The sequence below is a fragment of the Terrisporobacter mayombei genome (assembly GCF_020748465.1).
Taxonomy (GTDB): Bacteria; Bacillota; Clostridia; order Peptostreptococcales; family Peptostreptococcaceae; genus Terrisporobacter; species Terrisporobacter mayombei.
This window is the reverse complement of record NZ_JAHZMP010000001.1, coordinates 566,440-582,859: the sequence shown is the minus strand read 5'-3', so window position 1 is coordinate 582,859 and position 16,420 is coordinate 566,440. Positions and strand designations below refer to the sequence as shown.

Sequence of the window (16,420 nt, the reverse complement as noted above, 5' to 3'; positions counted from 1 at the left end):
TGGTATATAAATAAATATGAGACTTAAAATAATAGTCATTACAATTATATAGAATAATAATTTTGTAATATATGCATTATAAAGATTGAAAATTAAAAATATAAATGTGAGTATAAGAAAGAATCCATTATATTTTGTAAAAAAAGGCAATACTTTATTTATATATTTTTTCATTTGGAAATTTTGTGTTGCAAAGTAGCAGTCTCTAAGTATGTAAAGTAAGCAATATAAAAATGAAAATACAAAAATACTTAGAGATAAATAATCCTTAAAATTTATATCCATAAAAATTCCCCCTTTGCCCTTAATATATTTTATTTAATTTAAATGAAAATTATAGATAGAATTATAAAAAAATTAAACTTGGTCAATAATAATGTTTATAGGAAAAGGAGGAATAAAATGAATAAATATTTAAAGGTATTAGCTATTAATACTCTTTTATTTATAAGCTTAATGTTTAGCTTTCAAAGTAATATTTCCTATGGCCAAAGTAATAACATAGATATATTAATATCAATAACAAAACAAGAAGAAGATCTAAATAATAGAATAAAAGATTTGGACTGTATATTAAAAAATGAAAATCAATATATAGAAAGTAGTTTATTAGGAAAAAAAATTAATATAGATATTTTGAAATATAGTCAAATTAAATTTTTTAAAATGTTTTTTGAGAGACAATTAATAAGTTGTGAAAATAGTGAAAGTTTATTAATAAAAGAAATTAAAGAGGAAAAAGAAGAAGTTCTGAAAAATAGTAATGCTAGTTACATAAAAGGAGAATGGCCCTTAGAAAATTACAGGTATATTAGTTCTGGATATGGATATAGAATACATCCAATAACAAAAAAAATAAATTTTCACAATGGTATTGATATTCCTGCACCAAAAAATACGTCTGTTCTTGCAAGTGATGATGGAATTGTGAGTTTTGCAGGTTATAAAAGTGGATATGGGAATGTAGTAGAAATAAAACATTTTGATAATAAAAAAACATTGTATGCTCACAATAATAGTGTAGTAGTAAAAGTGGGTCAAATAGTTAAAAAAGGACAAGTTATTGCTAAGGTAGGATCAACAGGAAATTCAACGGGAAATCATGTTCACTTTGAAGTTAGAATTAATGAAGAGAGAATAAATCCACTATATGGAATAAGCAATGATATATAAATAAAAAAGCAGAGATTAAGTCTTTGCTTTTTTTATTGTTAATTATTGTAATTTTAAAACAATTTAGAATATTTAGTATAAAATGAAAATTTTATGGTGTAATAAAAAGGATTTATTTATTAATGTATAGAAAGTAATATTAATATAATTTAGTATAAAAATAATGGCTTACAGAAGGAATGGGGGAGGGGTTGTATGAAGTCTAGGTTGTTAAAGGATATATTAGCATATATTGTAGTTCCTGTATTACTTTTTAATGCTACTCTTATAAGTAACATAGTAGTTGCCTTTCAAGTTTCGTGTGCTATTGCAATAGTTTATTCAGTTTACACTAGAATTAAAGAGATTAGAGTGAATTTTACTGGTTTAGTTATATTTTTTATAATAATTGCTTATTTTCTATCAAGTAAAAATCCAGATCTAGATGATGTATATTTTTATAATACGTGTATCTTTTTATCTTTAGCGCTAATAATCCCAGGACTAAAGGTATTTAATAAAGATATTAGTATAATAGTACTAAAGGATATATTAAAATCTTTAAATAGAAATAGTTTGGCAATGATTAGGTTATTAAAGAAAAAGTCAATGTTAGTTGAAGTTAATAAAATATGTTCAATGATAGAAACAAATTTAATATTAGTATCACTTTTAAGAATTATTAATATTCTAATTTATAGAGGGGGAAGCAATTCATATTTAAACTTTATAACAAATTGCGCAGGTGTAATATTTACGGTATTTATTATTTATAAGATTATAAAAGTTGTTTGTGAATCTAAAAAGCTGAATATTAATAAAAATAATAAGGGAATAAGTAATGAAGATAATACAAAAGGAAAGGTAATTAATTTTAATTCCTTTAAATAGTTGTTTATAAAAGCATTAAAAAATCATGTTTGAATATGCAAACATGATTTTTTTGTTATTTAAGAAGTTCAAAAACATAATCACTTATTTTATCAGGATGTATGCTTTTTTTGAAATAAGTAATATTTTCATCCATAAATTCAACTCTTGAATCCAATTTATTGTTTAATAAATCTTTTATTAAATCTTTTAAATCTTCATCGTTATCATATAAAATACCTATTCCCTTATCTCTGATAAATTTAGCATTTTCTATTTCCTGACCAACTTTTGGATTTTTTACTATTACTGGAGTATTTGAGCTAATTGCCTCAAATAATGTTGCGCCACCAGATTTAGTTAACATTAAATCGTAATTCTTTAATAAGTCAGGCATGTTAGTAACAAATCCTCTTACATCAATATTTTGAAGAGGTTTTTTTATAGTTAAGGTATCGTATAGTTTTTTATTGCTACCAGTGACTATAGTTACATCTAGTACATCGTTATATTCATTTAAGTAATCATCAAGCCAGTGCATAAAACTTTCATCAAAATCAAATAAACCTCGACCGCCACCTATAAGAAGTAGTCTAACTTTATCACTACGCATTTTTTTATCGCAAATGAAGTTTTTACTTACAGGAACACCTGTAACTCTAAAGATACTAGGATCTAAGCCTTTTTGTACATATCTATTTTTTATTTCATAGGATGGCACAAAATACATATCCGTTGTTTTAAATATCCATTCTAAGCTATCTACTACATCAGTTATTACAGTTATAGACGGTATTTTTTTGTGTGGATGTTTTGAGTTAAAATCATTTACACATGCTGCGGCACATGGAAATGTTGAAATAATTAAATCTGGATCAATGCTTTTTATGTATTCAGCAAGTTTTGGCATATATATTTTATAAGATATATCGTATTTAGCATCAAAAGATTTTTTTATATAATAGTAATAATTATATAGTCCAGGAACATACTTAGTATTGCTTTCGTACATTTTTACCATAGGTTTATTTATACGAGGAACGCTTGCACTAATAAAATTTTCTATTAAAATATTTATATTATCATCTTCTTCTTGAATATATTCTTTTATAGCCTTTGCTGCACTAATATGACCAGCACCAAACTGAGCTGTTAATATTAGTATAGTTTTTTTATTCTCTGTTTCATTCAAAATATCACCTCGAAAAGAAAGTTTCTTTTATAGTATTATACCTTTGTATTTAATTATAATCAATGACAATGATTTTGATAATAAATTTTAAAATTATAAAGGAAAGTTAACCTCTTATGTAAAACATAGAAAAAGAGGTGAAATTATGGAAGATATTAAGCATGGTAGTTATAATAAAAATAACTCGCGTAATGGTAAAGATTTATTAAAAAAAATAAAAATATATGTATTTTCACTAATAGGCATAATTATTTTTTTCATACCTATAAAAATTAATAACCAAACTCAAACATTATTATATCATATGTCTTATTTTTTAGAGAATAAAGCATCCATATTTATAAATATAAGCATTCTGTTTTTTATTTCATTATCTATTTTGAAAAATATAATAAATGTAAACAAATCAAGCATAAACAAATTTTTAGTATTTACAAAAATATTTAGTCTAATAATACTTGTTTTTATATCAGTTGGAAAAGGCAAAATTTTTTTTATAGACGACAGTTTTATATTTATTTTAAAAGATTTAATATTAAATTTAAGTATCGTTCTTCCTATTGCATCTTTATTTATGCCGCTTTTATTAGATTATGGATTAGTTGAAATTACAGAAGCTTTTACTCATAAAATTATGAAGAAACTATTTAGAGTAAGTGGAAAGGTATTTTTAAATTTTTTAGTGTATTTCTTAGTAGATAATGTATGTGGGGCTTTTGTCACGTATAGCCTTTATAAGGCTGGAAAACTTCGAGAAAGAGAGTGTGTGATTACAATTTTAAACTTCTCAGTTTTATCATTAAGTTTAACTAGTGATTTATGCAACAAGATAGATATAAATATGGGTAAATTTTTAATCATTGAAATGATAGTTTTAGTTATATGCAATGTTATCATAAGTAGGCTTTATCCTTTAAAGAAGAAAAAACAAAGCTATTATTTTAAATCTGGTCATAAAAATGTTAATTGTAAAAAGCATAAGCTAAATATAGCAGTTAAAAAATATTATGAAAATAAAACCAATAAAAAATTTATTAGTTTATCTTTGGCATATTTAAATGATGTAATATATATATTGATGGACCTAATTCCTATAATTATAATTATTTTTTTTATAGGAAATATTGTGTATAATATAACCTTTGTAATGGGTATAATAAACAACTTTATTTGTATTATCATTACAAAACTCAATGTTCCAAACAGTGTATTAATATCTAAAATAGTTAATTTAAACTTTTTTAATAACATTTTGGCGATAAAATTCATAAATAATAACACTTATTATTTAAGCAGGATAATGATAGGGTTATTTATAAGTCTTCAATGTATAAGTGTGAGTTTTTTAATACCTTTTATTAAAACATCAATAATTGATTTAAATATTGTTGAACTATTTTTAGTAGCAATTGAAAGATTCTTAATAATGCTCTTTATTTTCTTTGTTTCATATAATTTTTATTTAGGATATGTACTTTAACTTAATAAGATTAAAATTACAAGTGAAATAACTTGTAATTTTTTTGTAAGTAAATCTTAATAAAACATCTATTGTGCTTTACACAGTACTATGCTAATATTAACAAATAATAAGTTTAACATAGTATTGTTTTATACACAGTAGCTGCGTTATAGTTAATAATTTATTTGTAAAAAATTGAAAGGAGAAGACATATGAATACCCAGTTTAGAAAAGGTGTACTGGAAATATGTGTCCTAGCTCTAATAAGTAAGAAGGATATGTATGGATATGAAATAGTGCAAAATATATCAAAAGTTATTAATGTTAATGAAGGGACTATATATCCTATATTAAGAAGATTAACAAAAGATGAGTTTTTTGAGGCATATATACTAGAATCAAATGAGGGCCCAGCTAGGAAATATTACAAAATAACAACTACTGGAAAAGATTATTTAAATAAAATGATTAATGAATGGAATGATTTTGTAAGTGCAGTAAGTTTGATTTTGAATGATGAAGGAGGTACAGACTGTGAATAGAAAAGAGTTTTTAGATATTTTAAGAGATTATTTAAAAAAAGATTTTTCAGAAGATGAAATTAATGACATAATAAGAGACTATGAAGAGTATTTTGTAAATGGCGAAATAGAAGGAAAAAGTGATTTGGAGACTATTGCAGCTCTTGGTTCACCCAAATTAATAGTTAGAGACTTAACTAATCAAACCAAAGATGATGAAAGTAAAATTAATAAAAAAGATAAAATAGAAGATATATTTATTAAATATAAAAGAAAAATGAAAGAATATTGTTTTAAATTTAAAGATTTTTTAGATGAAAAGTTAACACCCAGTTTAAATAATAATAATTCATTATCAAATAAAGGTGTGAGAGTAATTTTGACTTTGTTATCTTTAGTATTAATTGTACCTGCTTTTATGGTTGTATGTTTTATGGCATTTATAGCAGGCATGTTATCTTTATCTTTAATTACTTTTTTTATAGCAATACCACTAATGATTAGTTTTTCTTGGTCTGCACCACAAATAGCATTTTTCTTTATTTTTTTGTCAATTGCCTTTATAGGATTTCAAATTCTTGCATGGCAAATATTCATATTTATAGTTAAATATATGAAGAAAACTTATAAAACATATAACCACTGGATTAAAACAAGAAAAATATATATCAATGCAAATGAGTCAAAAGGAAATATAAATATGGAAGAAGATAAAGGAGGCAGAGATAATGAATAAAAAACTATCAATATTTGCCATAGTTTTAATTATAGTAGGATTAATTGGAACTGTTTGGTCAGGTTTTTTCTCTATGCCTTATTTTATAAATAAATTACAAGATTTTGATGAACAAGTGAATATGGAAAATACAATATATGAAAAAAGTATAGATGTAGATGAGTTAAATATAAACACTAATTATGTTAATACAAAAATTGTGAAAAGTAATACAGATAAGGTAGTAGTTAAATCTAGAGGGCTTTATGAAAATATGGATGTACAGGTTAGAGATAATGATAAAACACTATCAGTTAAAGAAGTGGATAAAAATTTATCTATGAATAAAATTAAAAGCATAGATGATTTTACTTCTAAGCTTCTAGAAAATGTATTTTCTAACCATACGAACATGATAATGATATACGTTCCCAAAGATGTGAATTTAAAAGTTACAAGTAAAAGTGGAGCATTAATTATAGAAAATGATATATTTTTAAATGAATTTTCCTTTGACACATATAGTGGATCTTTATCACTACCTAATGAAGTTAAAAATTTAAATAAATTAAGTATAAGCTCACAAAATTATGTATCACTTCAACTTGGAGAAATATTAGGCATAAAAGAAGTAAATATTTATAGTGGTGATGTTTATATAGAAAGTGATAAATATAACTTAGAGGATATTGAAAAGTATCTACCTAATAAAGTTACTATAAAATGTAACAATTTAGATAATAATAATATTAATATAGAGTCAAATTTACCAATAAGTAAAAATCTTAGTATAGATGGATATAAGTCAGAGGTTAATCTAAATCTTCCTCTTGATAGATATAAATTCAAATTTGACGTAAAAGCTTATGAAAATATTGATTTAAATAAATTTTTACAAAGAGATTTTGATAATGAAAAAGATTATGACCTAAAAGAATTAAGAAAAACTATAAATAAAGATTTAGAAAATGAATATAAAGTAAATATTCAAGCAACAAGTGTATATTTCAATTAAAAATATTTTTAAACTCAAACAATACAAGTAAAGCCTATTTGTATTGTTTTTTTATATTACAATAAGTAACCACATTACAGGCTTTTCATATAATTATATTAAGTAACATAAGTTTTAGGGCTTATGGAATAAAAACAACAAAAGGAGTTTGACTTATTATGAAAAAAAAGAAGAAACAATCTTGTTCTTGCGCTCCTCAAAATGAAGCTTGTAAACCAGTTGAAATTGTAAAGACTACTAAAAAATGTGAGGTTTGCAAACCTTGCGAAACTATAGTAGAATGTACACCTATTTCATCCTGTAAACCATGTCCTACTGAAAAGAAACCAATAGCTTCTTATGTAGAGTGCCCTTGTGGGGATTATGAGATAACTTGTGTAGATAAATGTGTGGAGCTAGCTAAAAAGGCAGAAGAATTATTTGAGAAGGCTTGCAAATATGAAGTAGATGCAACACAAACATTTAACCAAGCTAAGGAATGTGAAAAGAGTGCTAAACTATTATCACAAAAGGCATGTAATTTATTACAAAATGCAAACAAAAGTGAAAATCAAGCTAGAAATGATGAATGTAAAGCAAAAGAATTAATGCAAAGAGCACAGGAATTGTGTGAAAAAGCAAAAGCTTTAAAAAAAGAAGCAGAGTGTATAGAAAGAGAAGCTAAAGATAATTGTGAAAGAGCTAAATGTTTATATGAAAAAGCAGAAAGCTATAATGATAAAGCTAAATGTTTATATAATCAGGCATTAAAATATGATGAAAAAGCATTAGAATGTTATAAAACAGCAGGTGATAAGATAAAAGAATATGAAGGTAAGTCTAAGAAATGTGAAGAGATGCTAGATAAATGTGGTAATAAACTACAAAATTGTGAAAATAATTGTGTATCAAATCAATCAGTACAACCTAAAATGGATATGGGAACTAGTATGCCAGCTATGCCTTCAATGCCATCGTGTGGATGTAAAAAACCTTGCAAAAATACTTGTGAAACTATAGTAGAAAAGACATGTAAATGTTACGATGAAATAATTTATGTGGATATGGACAATGATTGTTCTTTTGAAAATTCATGTTCAACTTATGTAAGTCCGATGTATAATATGGCACCAATGCAATGCATGGGAAATTTTACTAATAAATATCCATCATTAGATAATTCTAATATGTCTCCTTATACTAATCAACATGATGAGATGTGGATGAATTATTATATGTATATGCAGCAAATGATGCAGCAAATGCCTTATAATAAATAAGGTCAAATAAATAGGGGGGAGAAGGTAGAGCTTTTAGTTCTACCTTTTTACATAATATAAAGATGTTAACTTTGTGTAAAATAATAAAAAAACTTATGTAAATTTATTCTAAATTAAATACAATTATAATATACTATACTATAAATATATTATTAAAATAAATTAATCCACGAGGGAGTAATTCCGCAGTATATGCGAGGTAAGTCAACATCTTGGCTGAAAATTCAGTCTGGTTTACCTTAATGAATGAGACTTGTGTATAGATTTTTCTATGCATAGGTCTCATTTTTTATATTCATAATAATAAGAAGGAGGTAACAAAATGAGAGAATATTTGACTGGTTACAAAGAAATATTAAATTCATTAGGATCTAGTTTTGGAGGAATAAGCGAAGACGAAAGTAAAATTAGATTGAAGGAAAATGGATTTAATAAACTTGAAGAAGGTAAAAAGACACCAATAATTGTAAAATTTTTGAGAGAATTAACTAATCCAATGACGATTATTCTTATTGTAGCAGCTATAATATCGGGTATAACGGCAGCTTATGCTAATGAATCTTTTACAGATGTTTTTATAATATTTGCAGTAGTAATAATCAATGGCATACTTGGAGTATATCAAGAAAACAAATCAGAAAAAGCTATAGAAGCTTTGCAAAGTATGACTGCATCAACATGTAAAGTAATAAGAAATAATAAACAATTAATAACTAAAAGTGAAGAAGTTGTTCCAGGAGATATAATTTTATTAGAAGCAGGAGATGCAGTACCAGCAGATGGAAGAATTATAGAAAGTGCTAGTTTAAAAATTGAAGAAGCTGCACTAACAGGAGAATCTGTAGCAGTTACAAAGCATAATGACACATTGTCATTATCATCTGGTGAAAAAGATATATCTTTAGGTGATAGAAAAAATATGGTGTATATGGGAAGTTCAGTTGTTTATGGTCGTGGGAAAGTTGTAATAACAGCCACAGGAATGAATACAGAAATGGGAAAAATAGCTAATGTACTTTCTAATACAAAAGAAAGTCAAACTCCTTTACAAGTTAAACTAAGCCAACTTAGCAAAACTCTTAGCTTTTTAGTTATAGGAATATGTATTTTTATATTTTTGTTTACCCTTGGGAAATCTTATCCTAATTTAAGCGGTGAAGTATTTATAGATACATTTATGGTTGCTGTAAGTTTGGCAGTAGCAGCTATACCAGAAGGTTTAGCTACTGTTGTCACAATAGTTTTAGCTATTGGAATTACAAATATGTCTAAGAAAAGTGCTATTATAAGAAAATTAACTGCAGTAGAAACTTTAGGATGTGCTCAAATTGTTTGTTCAGACAAAACAGGAACCTTAACTCAAAATAAGATGACAGTAGTTAAATATTATGGAGAAGATGAAAAACTTTTGACTAAATCCATGGCACTTTGTAGCGATGCAGCACTAGATGAAGACAGTAAAAAAGCTATAGGAGAACCTACAGAGTGTGCTTTAGTCAATTATGCATATAAATTAGGCTTAAATAAAAATGATTTAGTAAAAAATGAAATTCGTGTTAAGGAACTACCTTTTGATTCAAACAGAAAAATGATGACTACTATTCATGAAAACAAAGATAATTATGTACAATACACAAAAGGAGCTCCTGATGTAATATTAAAACGTTGCAATAAGATATTAATAAATAACAAAATAGAAGATTTAAGTGAAGAAATTAGAAATAAAATAATTAAAGAAAATAAAGATATGGCTGATAAAGCTCTTAGAGTTTTATGTTCTGCTATAAGATATTATGAAGAAGTACCAAAAGAGATTACTAGTGAAGCATTAGAAAATAATCTTATATTTGTAGGTCTTACAGGAATGATAGACCCAGTAAGGGAAGAAGTAGTAGATGCTATAAGAGAATGTAATAGTGCAGGAATTAGACCTATTATGATTACAGGAGATCATAAAGATACAGCAGTTGCCATAGCCATGGAACTAGGAATAATAAAAGATAGTAGTGAAGCTATAACAGGTGCAATGCTTAATGAAATTAGTGATGAAGAGTTTGAAAAAAGTATAGAAAAATATTCAGTATATGCTAGAGTTCAGCCAGAACATAAAGTTAGAATAGTAAACACATGGAAGAAAAAAGGAAAAATTTCTGCTATGACAGGAGATGGAGTGAATGATGCTCCAGCCATAAAAAGCGCAGATATAGGTGTGGGTATGGGTATAACGGGGACAGATGTTACAAAAAACGTATCGGATATGGTTCTTGCTGATGATAATTTTGCTACAATAGTTCATGCAGTAGAAGAAGGTAGAAGAATTTATGATAATATTAGAAAATCTATACAGTTTTTATTATCATCCAACTTAAGTGAAGTTGTAGCTATATTCTTTGCAACTTTAGTAGGGTTTGTCATTTTAAAACCTGTTCATTTATTATGGATTAACTTAATTACGGATTGCTTTCCTGCTTTAGCTCTTGGAACAGAAAAAGCAGAAGATGACATAATGAAAAGATCACCTAGAAATTCAAAAGAAAGCATATTTGCTGATGGAGTAAATATTGATATAATATGGCAAGGATTTATGATAGCCATAATAACTATAGTGGCATATGTAGTTGGTCACTATATGGAAAGTGGAATGTGGGAGTTTGTAAATAGTGCTGATGGAATGACAATGGCATTTTTAACTATGTCAATGGCAGAGATATTCCACTCATTTAACCTTCGATCTAGAAGAAATTCTGTATTTACTATAAAATCTCAAAATAAGTTTTTATGGGGTGCAATGATATTATCACTTTTACTTACTCTTGCAGTAATTTATATACCATTCTTGTCAAATGCTTTTGGATTGGAAAGTATATCAATTATGGAATATGGTGTATCTCTTTTAATATCATTTACAGTAATACCTATAGTAGAATTAGTTAAGTTTTTCCAAAGAGGATATGAATCAAAATAATGATAGAAAGGAACTGTATTTTACAGTTCCTTTTTTACATATTTATAACTTATCAATATATTCAAAAGCTAGTAATACTTTTTCTAAATCTTTTTCTTTTGGGATTCTTAGTCTTGCATAATTTTCACCTAAACCTATATAGCCACAACCATTTACTACAACAACATTAAACTTGGCAAATTCTTTTTCAAGGTTTATATTTGGATTTTTGTGATGCAATAAAAAAATGGAAACTGTTTTATCAGTGTGTGAGATTATGAGATTTTTCCATGACTTAAAAAAATAAGATTTAATCTTTTTATTTATATCTAGGGTTTCTTTTATAAAATTATTATCATTTAATGCTATAGAAGCCATTTATCGCCCAATTTCATTAATACAATAAGGATTAGAAATTTTATTTATAAGATTATAGAAATTATTTGGGACTATCATATAACCAGCTCTAATTCCTGCCAAAGCAAAAAACTTAGAAAACGTTTTAAGTATGATTATATTATCATATTTGTTTATTAAGTTTATTGCAGAATTTTCTGTATTCATATAATCACCATAAGCTTCATCGACTATAACAACTATGTCATGATTTTTTGATAGTTTAATTATTTTTTCAATTTGTTTAAGTGAAATAATTTGTCCTGTGGGATTATTTGGATTGTCTAAATATATTAATTTGTGAGTCTTATTTATAAGTTTTATAAATTCATTTTCATTAAAAACATGGTTATTTTCCTCTTTTAAAGCATAGTAATTAAAATTTCCTCCATGCATTTTAACATCCATGGCATATTCGGGAAATTGAGGAGTATATCCTAAAACATTATCATCAGGTTTCAAAAATAATTTATTACATAAATATATTCCGTTAATAGAGCCTTCGGTTAATATAATATTATTAAAGCTTAAGTCAACCCGACGACTCCAATAACTCTTTATAGATTCTTTAAGAGAATTTCCACGAGGATAATTTTTTAAGGCAGAGTAGTTTAATTTTTCAAAAGCATTTTTAACATTTGTCGAAAAAGTAATATTATTTATTCCACCATAGCAATCTATGCATATTTCAGATAAATTTTCTTCTTTAGCATAAGATAAAAAAGTTTCTTCAACAATGCACCTGCTAACTTTATAATTCAAATATTAACCTCATTTTTACTTACCATCCATTTATAAAAATATAAGCATCATCGCTGATTTTTCCTTTGATGAAATCATTGATAGAATTTTCTAATATTTCAATAGATTTGTCTAGTTGCGTTTTATTAATAATTAAAGGTGGTTGAATTCTAAGAGTATTTTCACCTAAGGATATAAGTAGTAGACCATTTTTGATGCATTGATAGCATATTTTCTTTGTAGCAAGTTTGTCGGGTAAGTCAACGCCGATAGATAAGCCTAAACCACGCACATCTTTTATGACATTAGGATACTTATCTTTTAAGTGATTCAATTTATCTATTAAATAAGAACCTTTTTCTTTAGCTTGTTCAATAATATTATCTCGTTCAAATATTTCAATCATTTTTAAGGCTGCAACACACACTGTAGCATTTCCAGAAAGAGTAAATGCATGAGCAGGAGCATTTAAACACTCCATAATTTCACCTTTACCAATTACTATACCTAAAGGTAAACCTCCGCCACAAGATTTGCCCATAACAATTAAGTCAGGTTCAATATTGAAATGCTCTATAGAAAACCAATAACCACATCTACCTAAGCTTTGTTGAATCTCATCAACAACAAATAGTATATTATTCTCTTTACATAATTTATATAAATTTTCTACGTATCTTCTTGGTGGAACAATAATACCAGAGTCACCGGCAATAGGCTCAAAAAATACTGCAGCTACTTCATCAGCAGGTAAATACATTTGAAAAGCACTTTTTATTTCTTCAAAACACTCCAGGTTACATTCAGCTTCATTTTTACCATAGGGACATTTAATGCAAATAGGATAGTTAAAATGATAAATATCGGGTAAAAGAGAACCTATTTTTTTTCTCATATTTAAACTTATGGCAGAAATTGAAAGGGACCCATAAGTACTTCCATGATAAGCTCCATAAAAGGATATGATTTTATTTCTACCAGTATATCCTTTTGATAATTTTATGGCTGCATCTATAGACTCTGAGCCATTAGTACTATAAAGAACTTTTTTATTGTTATCTCCAGGAGCTAAATTTATTATTTTTTCTGCAAGAATTACTGGTGGCTCACAAGTGAAATAAGCAATAGTATATTGTGTAATTTTATCCATTTGATTTTTTACAGCTTGGGTAATTTCTTTATTACCATGGCCTATATTTGAAGAAGAAGCACTTGATAGAAAGTCTATATATTCATTTCCATCATAGTCATAAAGTAAAGCTCCTTTTCCATTTTTTATAGCTATGGGACAATAAGGTAGTTTTTGAATACTTGATAAAACCTTTTTTTCTCTCTCACAAATATCTTTATTAGTAAAATTCATTGTATTTCACCCCTAACAAATTAAAAATATATAATGATAACATATTACATAAATCATAATTCCTTATATTTATGAAAGTAAATAAAATATTAAAACTTCCATATGATTATATGGAAGTTTTATATATTAGAAATGTAATTTATTTTAAGAGCTCACTTTCTATTGATGAATAAATTTTTTTCATCATAGAATTAAATTCATTAGTACTATTCATGTAATTTGTTACAAGAGGATCGTTGAAGAAATTAATATATTCTTTATCAAGTTTGGAAATTCTTTTATTTGCATCATCAATTTTATATCTAGAATAAATTTGATTTTTTTTATTTAAATATGCATCTAGATGTCTTTTTAAAGACTTATTTCTTTCAAGTTCCTCTTTACATCTATTCATTGTTTTAAACTCTCTAGTACCTTTAATATAATAAGCAAGTTCTTTAGATTTTTGATTTATATCCATAAAAATATCCTCCTTTAGTCCTATATTATATTTTATAAGTTTAAAGGAAGATATAGAATAAATTTCCATTAATATTTAGATTTTTTATTAAATTGAAGTTAAATCATTTAAAAACATTTCAAACATAACTCCTTGATTTCTATCGTTTTCATACCTAGAGGTATAAGAAACACATTTGTATATAAAATCAGATGCTGTTTTTACTGCAAAATCTAAATCATAATTATTAGTTATAAGCCCACATATTATTGAAACAAAAATATCACCAGTACCACTATAAGAACATTTATCATATTTAAGTCCGTATGTAAAGGATTTATCAGTTTTTCTATCATAAGATAAGTTGTAAATCATTTCATTTCTAATTATACCAGTTATAATTACTTTCTCAGGCCCTAAATCACTTAAATCTTTAGCTATATTTATAATTTCTTTTTCACTAAAATCTTTTCGAAACTCTTTATTCAACAATAAACAAGCTTCAGTTATATTTGGTGTAATTAGATTTGAATGTATAACTAAATTTTTCATTTCCTCACATGTCTTTTCATTGAATATTGGATATAGTAAACCATCATCACCAAGAACTGGATCAACAATAACAAAAGACCTAGGATTTTCTTTAATAAAATTACTTACGATATCTATTTGATCTATGGAACCCAAAAATCCACTACATATAGTATTTATTTCCAAATTTAAGCTTTTCCAAGTATTTGAGTATTTTTTCATTTCGTCAGTTAAATCTAAAAAAGTATATTCACTAAAACCAGTTTGGCTTGATAAAATAGCTGTAGGAAATGGACAGCATTGTACTTTTAAAGCTGATAATATGGGAATAGCAACAGTTAGAGAACATTTTCCAATACCAGATAAATCATTTATGGCAGCTACTTTTCTTAACATATATAAACCTCCAATTTAAAGCAATAAAATTATCATACAGTTTTATATTACTATAAAAAATAGAAAATTGTTAAGATTTTATACATTAATCAGAAAATAAAAAGTGTATTAATACAATTTTATCTACAAATTTGAAAATAATCCTAAAATTATTTATAACTATTTGGACATACTAAAATTAAATCAAAAATTGATGTATTTTTTATTGGGAGGTGTAATGCTTGAACGTAGCCAAAAATAAGTATATTAAGTATATAATATTTACTTTGTCCTTGGTTTTATTTTTTGCATTTATTTTTAATTATAAACTTAATAATCTATGCAAAGAAGAAGCATTGGTAAGAGAAGCTTATAATAGTGATGAACATCCAAAGGAAATAAGTGAACAATATACTGTACTTTTGGAAAATCTTTTTGATTATAGAAACAAAGCAATCTTAGATAAAAATGAAGATATATTAAAAGGTATTTATGATACTAATATAAAGTTTGGGCTTTGGGCATATGAGCAAGAAGTAAAAAAAATGAAGTACTTAGAAAACTGGTCAAGTAAACAAGGAGTAAATTTTAACAATATAAAAACAAAAGTTAAAATAAAAAAAATGAGGGAAAGGGAAAAAAATCTATACGGAATTATTTGTGATGTATCTACAGAATATAAATATTCTTATGAAAATGATCCAGATAAAACAAATATGTTTAGAATAGGTACATATCATTACCTTCATGTAAAAATAAAAGATGGAAACTATATAATTACAAAGGAATGGTATACAGACCCTTTTGCTGATTCTTTAAATTTAGAGAATATTAAATCTGACGATATAAAGAACTATATTATAAATCACGAAGAAATTCATCCACAGTTAACAAAAGAGCAAGAAAAAGCTATAGATTATGCACATAGATATTGTGGAGCTGCTGCTGATGAAGAGTTTGGATTAAAGTTTAATACAAAGTATCGTGATTTTAATGGTGATGGTGGAGATTGTGCCAATTTTGCATCACAAATAATGTATGAGAGTGGCAAGTTCAAGAAAAATGAAATTTGGAATTATGATAGTGGTAGTGCAACAAAAGCTTGGGTAAATGCACAAGGGTTTAAAAACTATATAGTAAACAGTGGAAGAGGAAGTTATATTTCTAAAGGAAGTTATGAAGAAGTATACAAAGAGGCTTACAACTTAACACCTGGAGATTTTGTTGGATATGAGAAAAAAGGAAGAATAACTCATGTTTCTACTGTGACAGGATTTGACTCAAAGGGATATCCTTTAGTAACTTGTCATAATACAGATAGACTACTAGTTCCGTGGGATTTAGGATGGAGTGATAAGGCCATTAAATTTCATTTAATTAAAGTAAATTACTAAAAAATATAATTATATAATAAAAAAATTATAAATATAGTATAGAAACAAATA

General features: G+C 26.0%; 15 protein-coding genes. 9 read left to right on the top strand and 6 right to left on the bottom strand.

The window, feature by feature from the left end; all coding sequences use genetic code 11:
* The first annotated feature begins 402 nt into the window (after window positions 1-402).
* The gene (locus K0039_RS02880) at window positions 403-1,173 is read left to right on the top strand and encodes a M23 family metallopeptidase (RefSeq protein ID WP_228103547.1); all 771 of its coding nucleotides are present in this window, start codon (window positions 403-405) and stop codon (window positions 1,171-1,173) included.
* Between the two features lie 195 nt (window positions 1,174-1,368).
* Window positions 1,369-2,043: a hypothetical protein gene (locus tag K0039_RS02875; RefSeq protein WP_228103546.1), complete on the top strand. Its 675-nt coding sequence runs from the start codon at window positions 1,369-1,371 to the stop codon at window positions 2,041-2,043.
* Between the two features lie 55 nt (window positions 2,044-2,098).
* Here the strand turns inward: K0039_RS02875 and K0039_RS02870 are convergent, their stop codons facing one another.
* A complete protein-coding gene (locus K0039_RS02870; RefSeq protein WP_228103545.1) occupies window positions 2,099-3,214 on the bottom strand; it encodes an MGDG synthase family glycosyltransferase in 1,116 nt (371 codons plus the stop codon).
* Window positions 3,215-3,359: 145 nt separating this feature from the next.
* Here K0039_RS02870 and K0039_RS02865 point away from each other — a divergent pair, with 145 nt between their 5' ends.
* The 6 genes from K0039_RS02865 to K0039_RS02840 all read left to right on the top strand — a co-directional run bounded on the left by K0039_RS02865 (window position 3,360) and on the right by K0039_RS02840 (window position 11,151).
* A complete protein-coding gene (locus tag K0039_RS02865) occupies window positions 3,360-4,694 on the top strand; it encodes a hypothetical protein (RefSeq protein WP_228103544.1) in 1,335 nt (444 codons plus the stop codon).
* A 194-nt stretch (window positions 4,695-4,888) separates the two neighbouring features.
* The gene (locus K0039_RS02860) at window positions 4,889-5,218 is read left to right on the top strand and encodes a PadR family transcriptional regulator (RefSeq protein WP_228103543.1); all 330 of its coding nucleotides are present in this window, start codon (window positions 4,889-4,891) and stop codon (window positions 5,216-5,218) included.
* Window positions 5,211-5,933 carry a DUF1700 domain-containing protein gene (locus K0039_RS02855; protein WP_228103542.1) on the top strand — a complete coding sequence of 241 codons (723 nt, stop codon included), beginning with the start codon at window positions 5,211-5,213 and terminating at the stop codon, window positions 5,931-5,933. Before K0039_RS02860 ends, K0039_RS02855 begins: the two co-directional genes overlap by 8 nt.
* Entirely contained in the window at window positions 5,926-6,927 is a 1,002-nt protein-coding gene (locus K0039_RS02850; RefSeq protein WP_228103541.1) for a DUF4097 family beta strand repeat-containing protein, read from the top strand. The genes K0039_RS02855 and K0039_RS02850 overlap by 8 nt, the downstream gene beginning before the upstream one ends.
* Window positions 6,928-7,085: 158 nt before the next feature.
* Window positions 7,086-8,186 carry a hypothetical protein gene (locus tag K0039_RS02845; RefSeq protein WP_228103540.1) on the top strand — a complete coding sequence of 367 codons (1,101 nt, stop codon included), beginning with the start codon at window positions 7,086-7,088 and terminating at the stop codon, window positions 8,184-8,186.
* Window positions 8,187-8,508: 322 nt separating this feature from the next.
* Window positions 8,509-11,151, top strand: a complete 2,643-nt coding sequence (locus K0039_RS02840; RefSeq protein WP_228103539.1) for a calcium-translocating P-type ATPase, PMCA-type — start codon at window positions 8,509-8,511, stop codon at window positions 11,149-11,151.
* Between the two features lie 42 nt (window positions 11,152-11,193).
* On the opposite strand, the gene K0039_RS02835 is transcribed toward K0039_RS02840, so the two are convergent.
* The 5 genes from K0039_RS02835 to K0039_RS02815 form a co-directional block, all read right to left on the bottom strand.
* Window positions 11,194-11,508: a hypothetical protein gene (locus tag K0039_RS02835; protein ID WP_228103538.1), complete on the bottom strand. Its 315-nt coding sequence runs from the start codon at window positions 11,506-11,508 to the stop codon at window positions 11,194-11,196.
* Window positions 11,509-12,288, bottom strand: a complete 780-nt coding sequence (locus tag K0039_RS02830; protein WP_228103537.1) for an aminotransferase class I/II-fold pyridoxal phosphate-dependent enzyme — start codon at window positions 12,286-12,288, stop codon at window positions 11,509-11,511.
* Window positions 12,289-12,307: 19 nt separating this feature from the next.
* The gene (locus K0039_RS02825) at window positions 12,308-13,630 is read right to left on the bottom strand and encodes an aminotransferase class III-fold pyridoxal phosphate-dependent enzyme (RefSeq protein WP_228103536.1); all 1,323 of its coding nucleotides are present in this window, start codon (window positions 13,628-13,630) and stop codon (window positions 12,308-12,310) included.
* Between the two features lie 139 nt (window positions 13,631-13,769).
* On the bottom strand, window positions 13,770-14,090 hold the full coding sequence (locus K0039_RS02820) for a YlbF/YmcA family competence regulator (protein ID WP_228103535.1): 321 nt from the start codon (window positions 14,088-14,090) through the stop codon (window positions 13,770-13,772).
* 87 nt (window positions 14,091-14,177) lie between these two features.
* On the bottom strand, window positions 14,178-14,996 hold the full coding sequence (locus K0039_RS02815) for a pyridoxamine kinase (RefSeq protein WP_228103534.1): 819 nt from the start codon (window positions 14,994-14,996) through the stop codon (window positions 14,178-14,180).
* Window positions 14,997-15,217: 221 nt separating this feature from the next.
* Between K0039_RS02815 and K0039_RS02810 the strand changes: the two genes are divergently transcribed.
* Window positions 15,218-16,369 carry an amidase domain-containing protein gene (locus K0039_RS02810; protein ID WP_228103533.1) on the top strand — a complete coding sequence of 384 codons (1,152 nt, stop codon included), beginning with the start codon at window positions 15,218-15,220 and terminating at the stop codon, window positions 16,367-16,369.
* The last annotated feature ends 51 nt before the right edge of the window (window positions 16,370-16,420 follow it).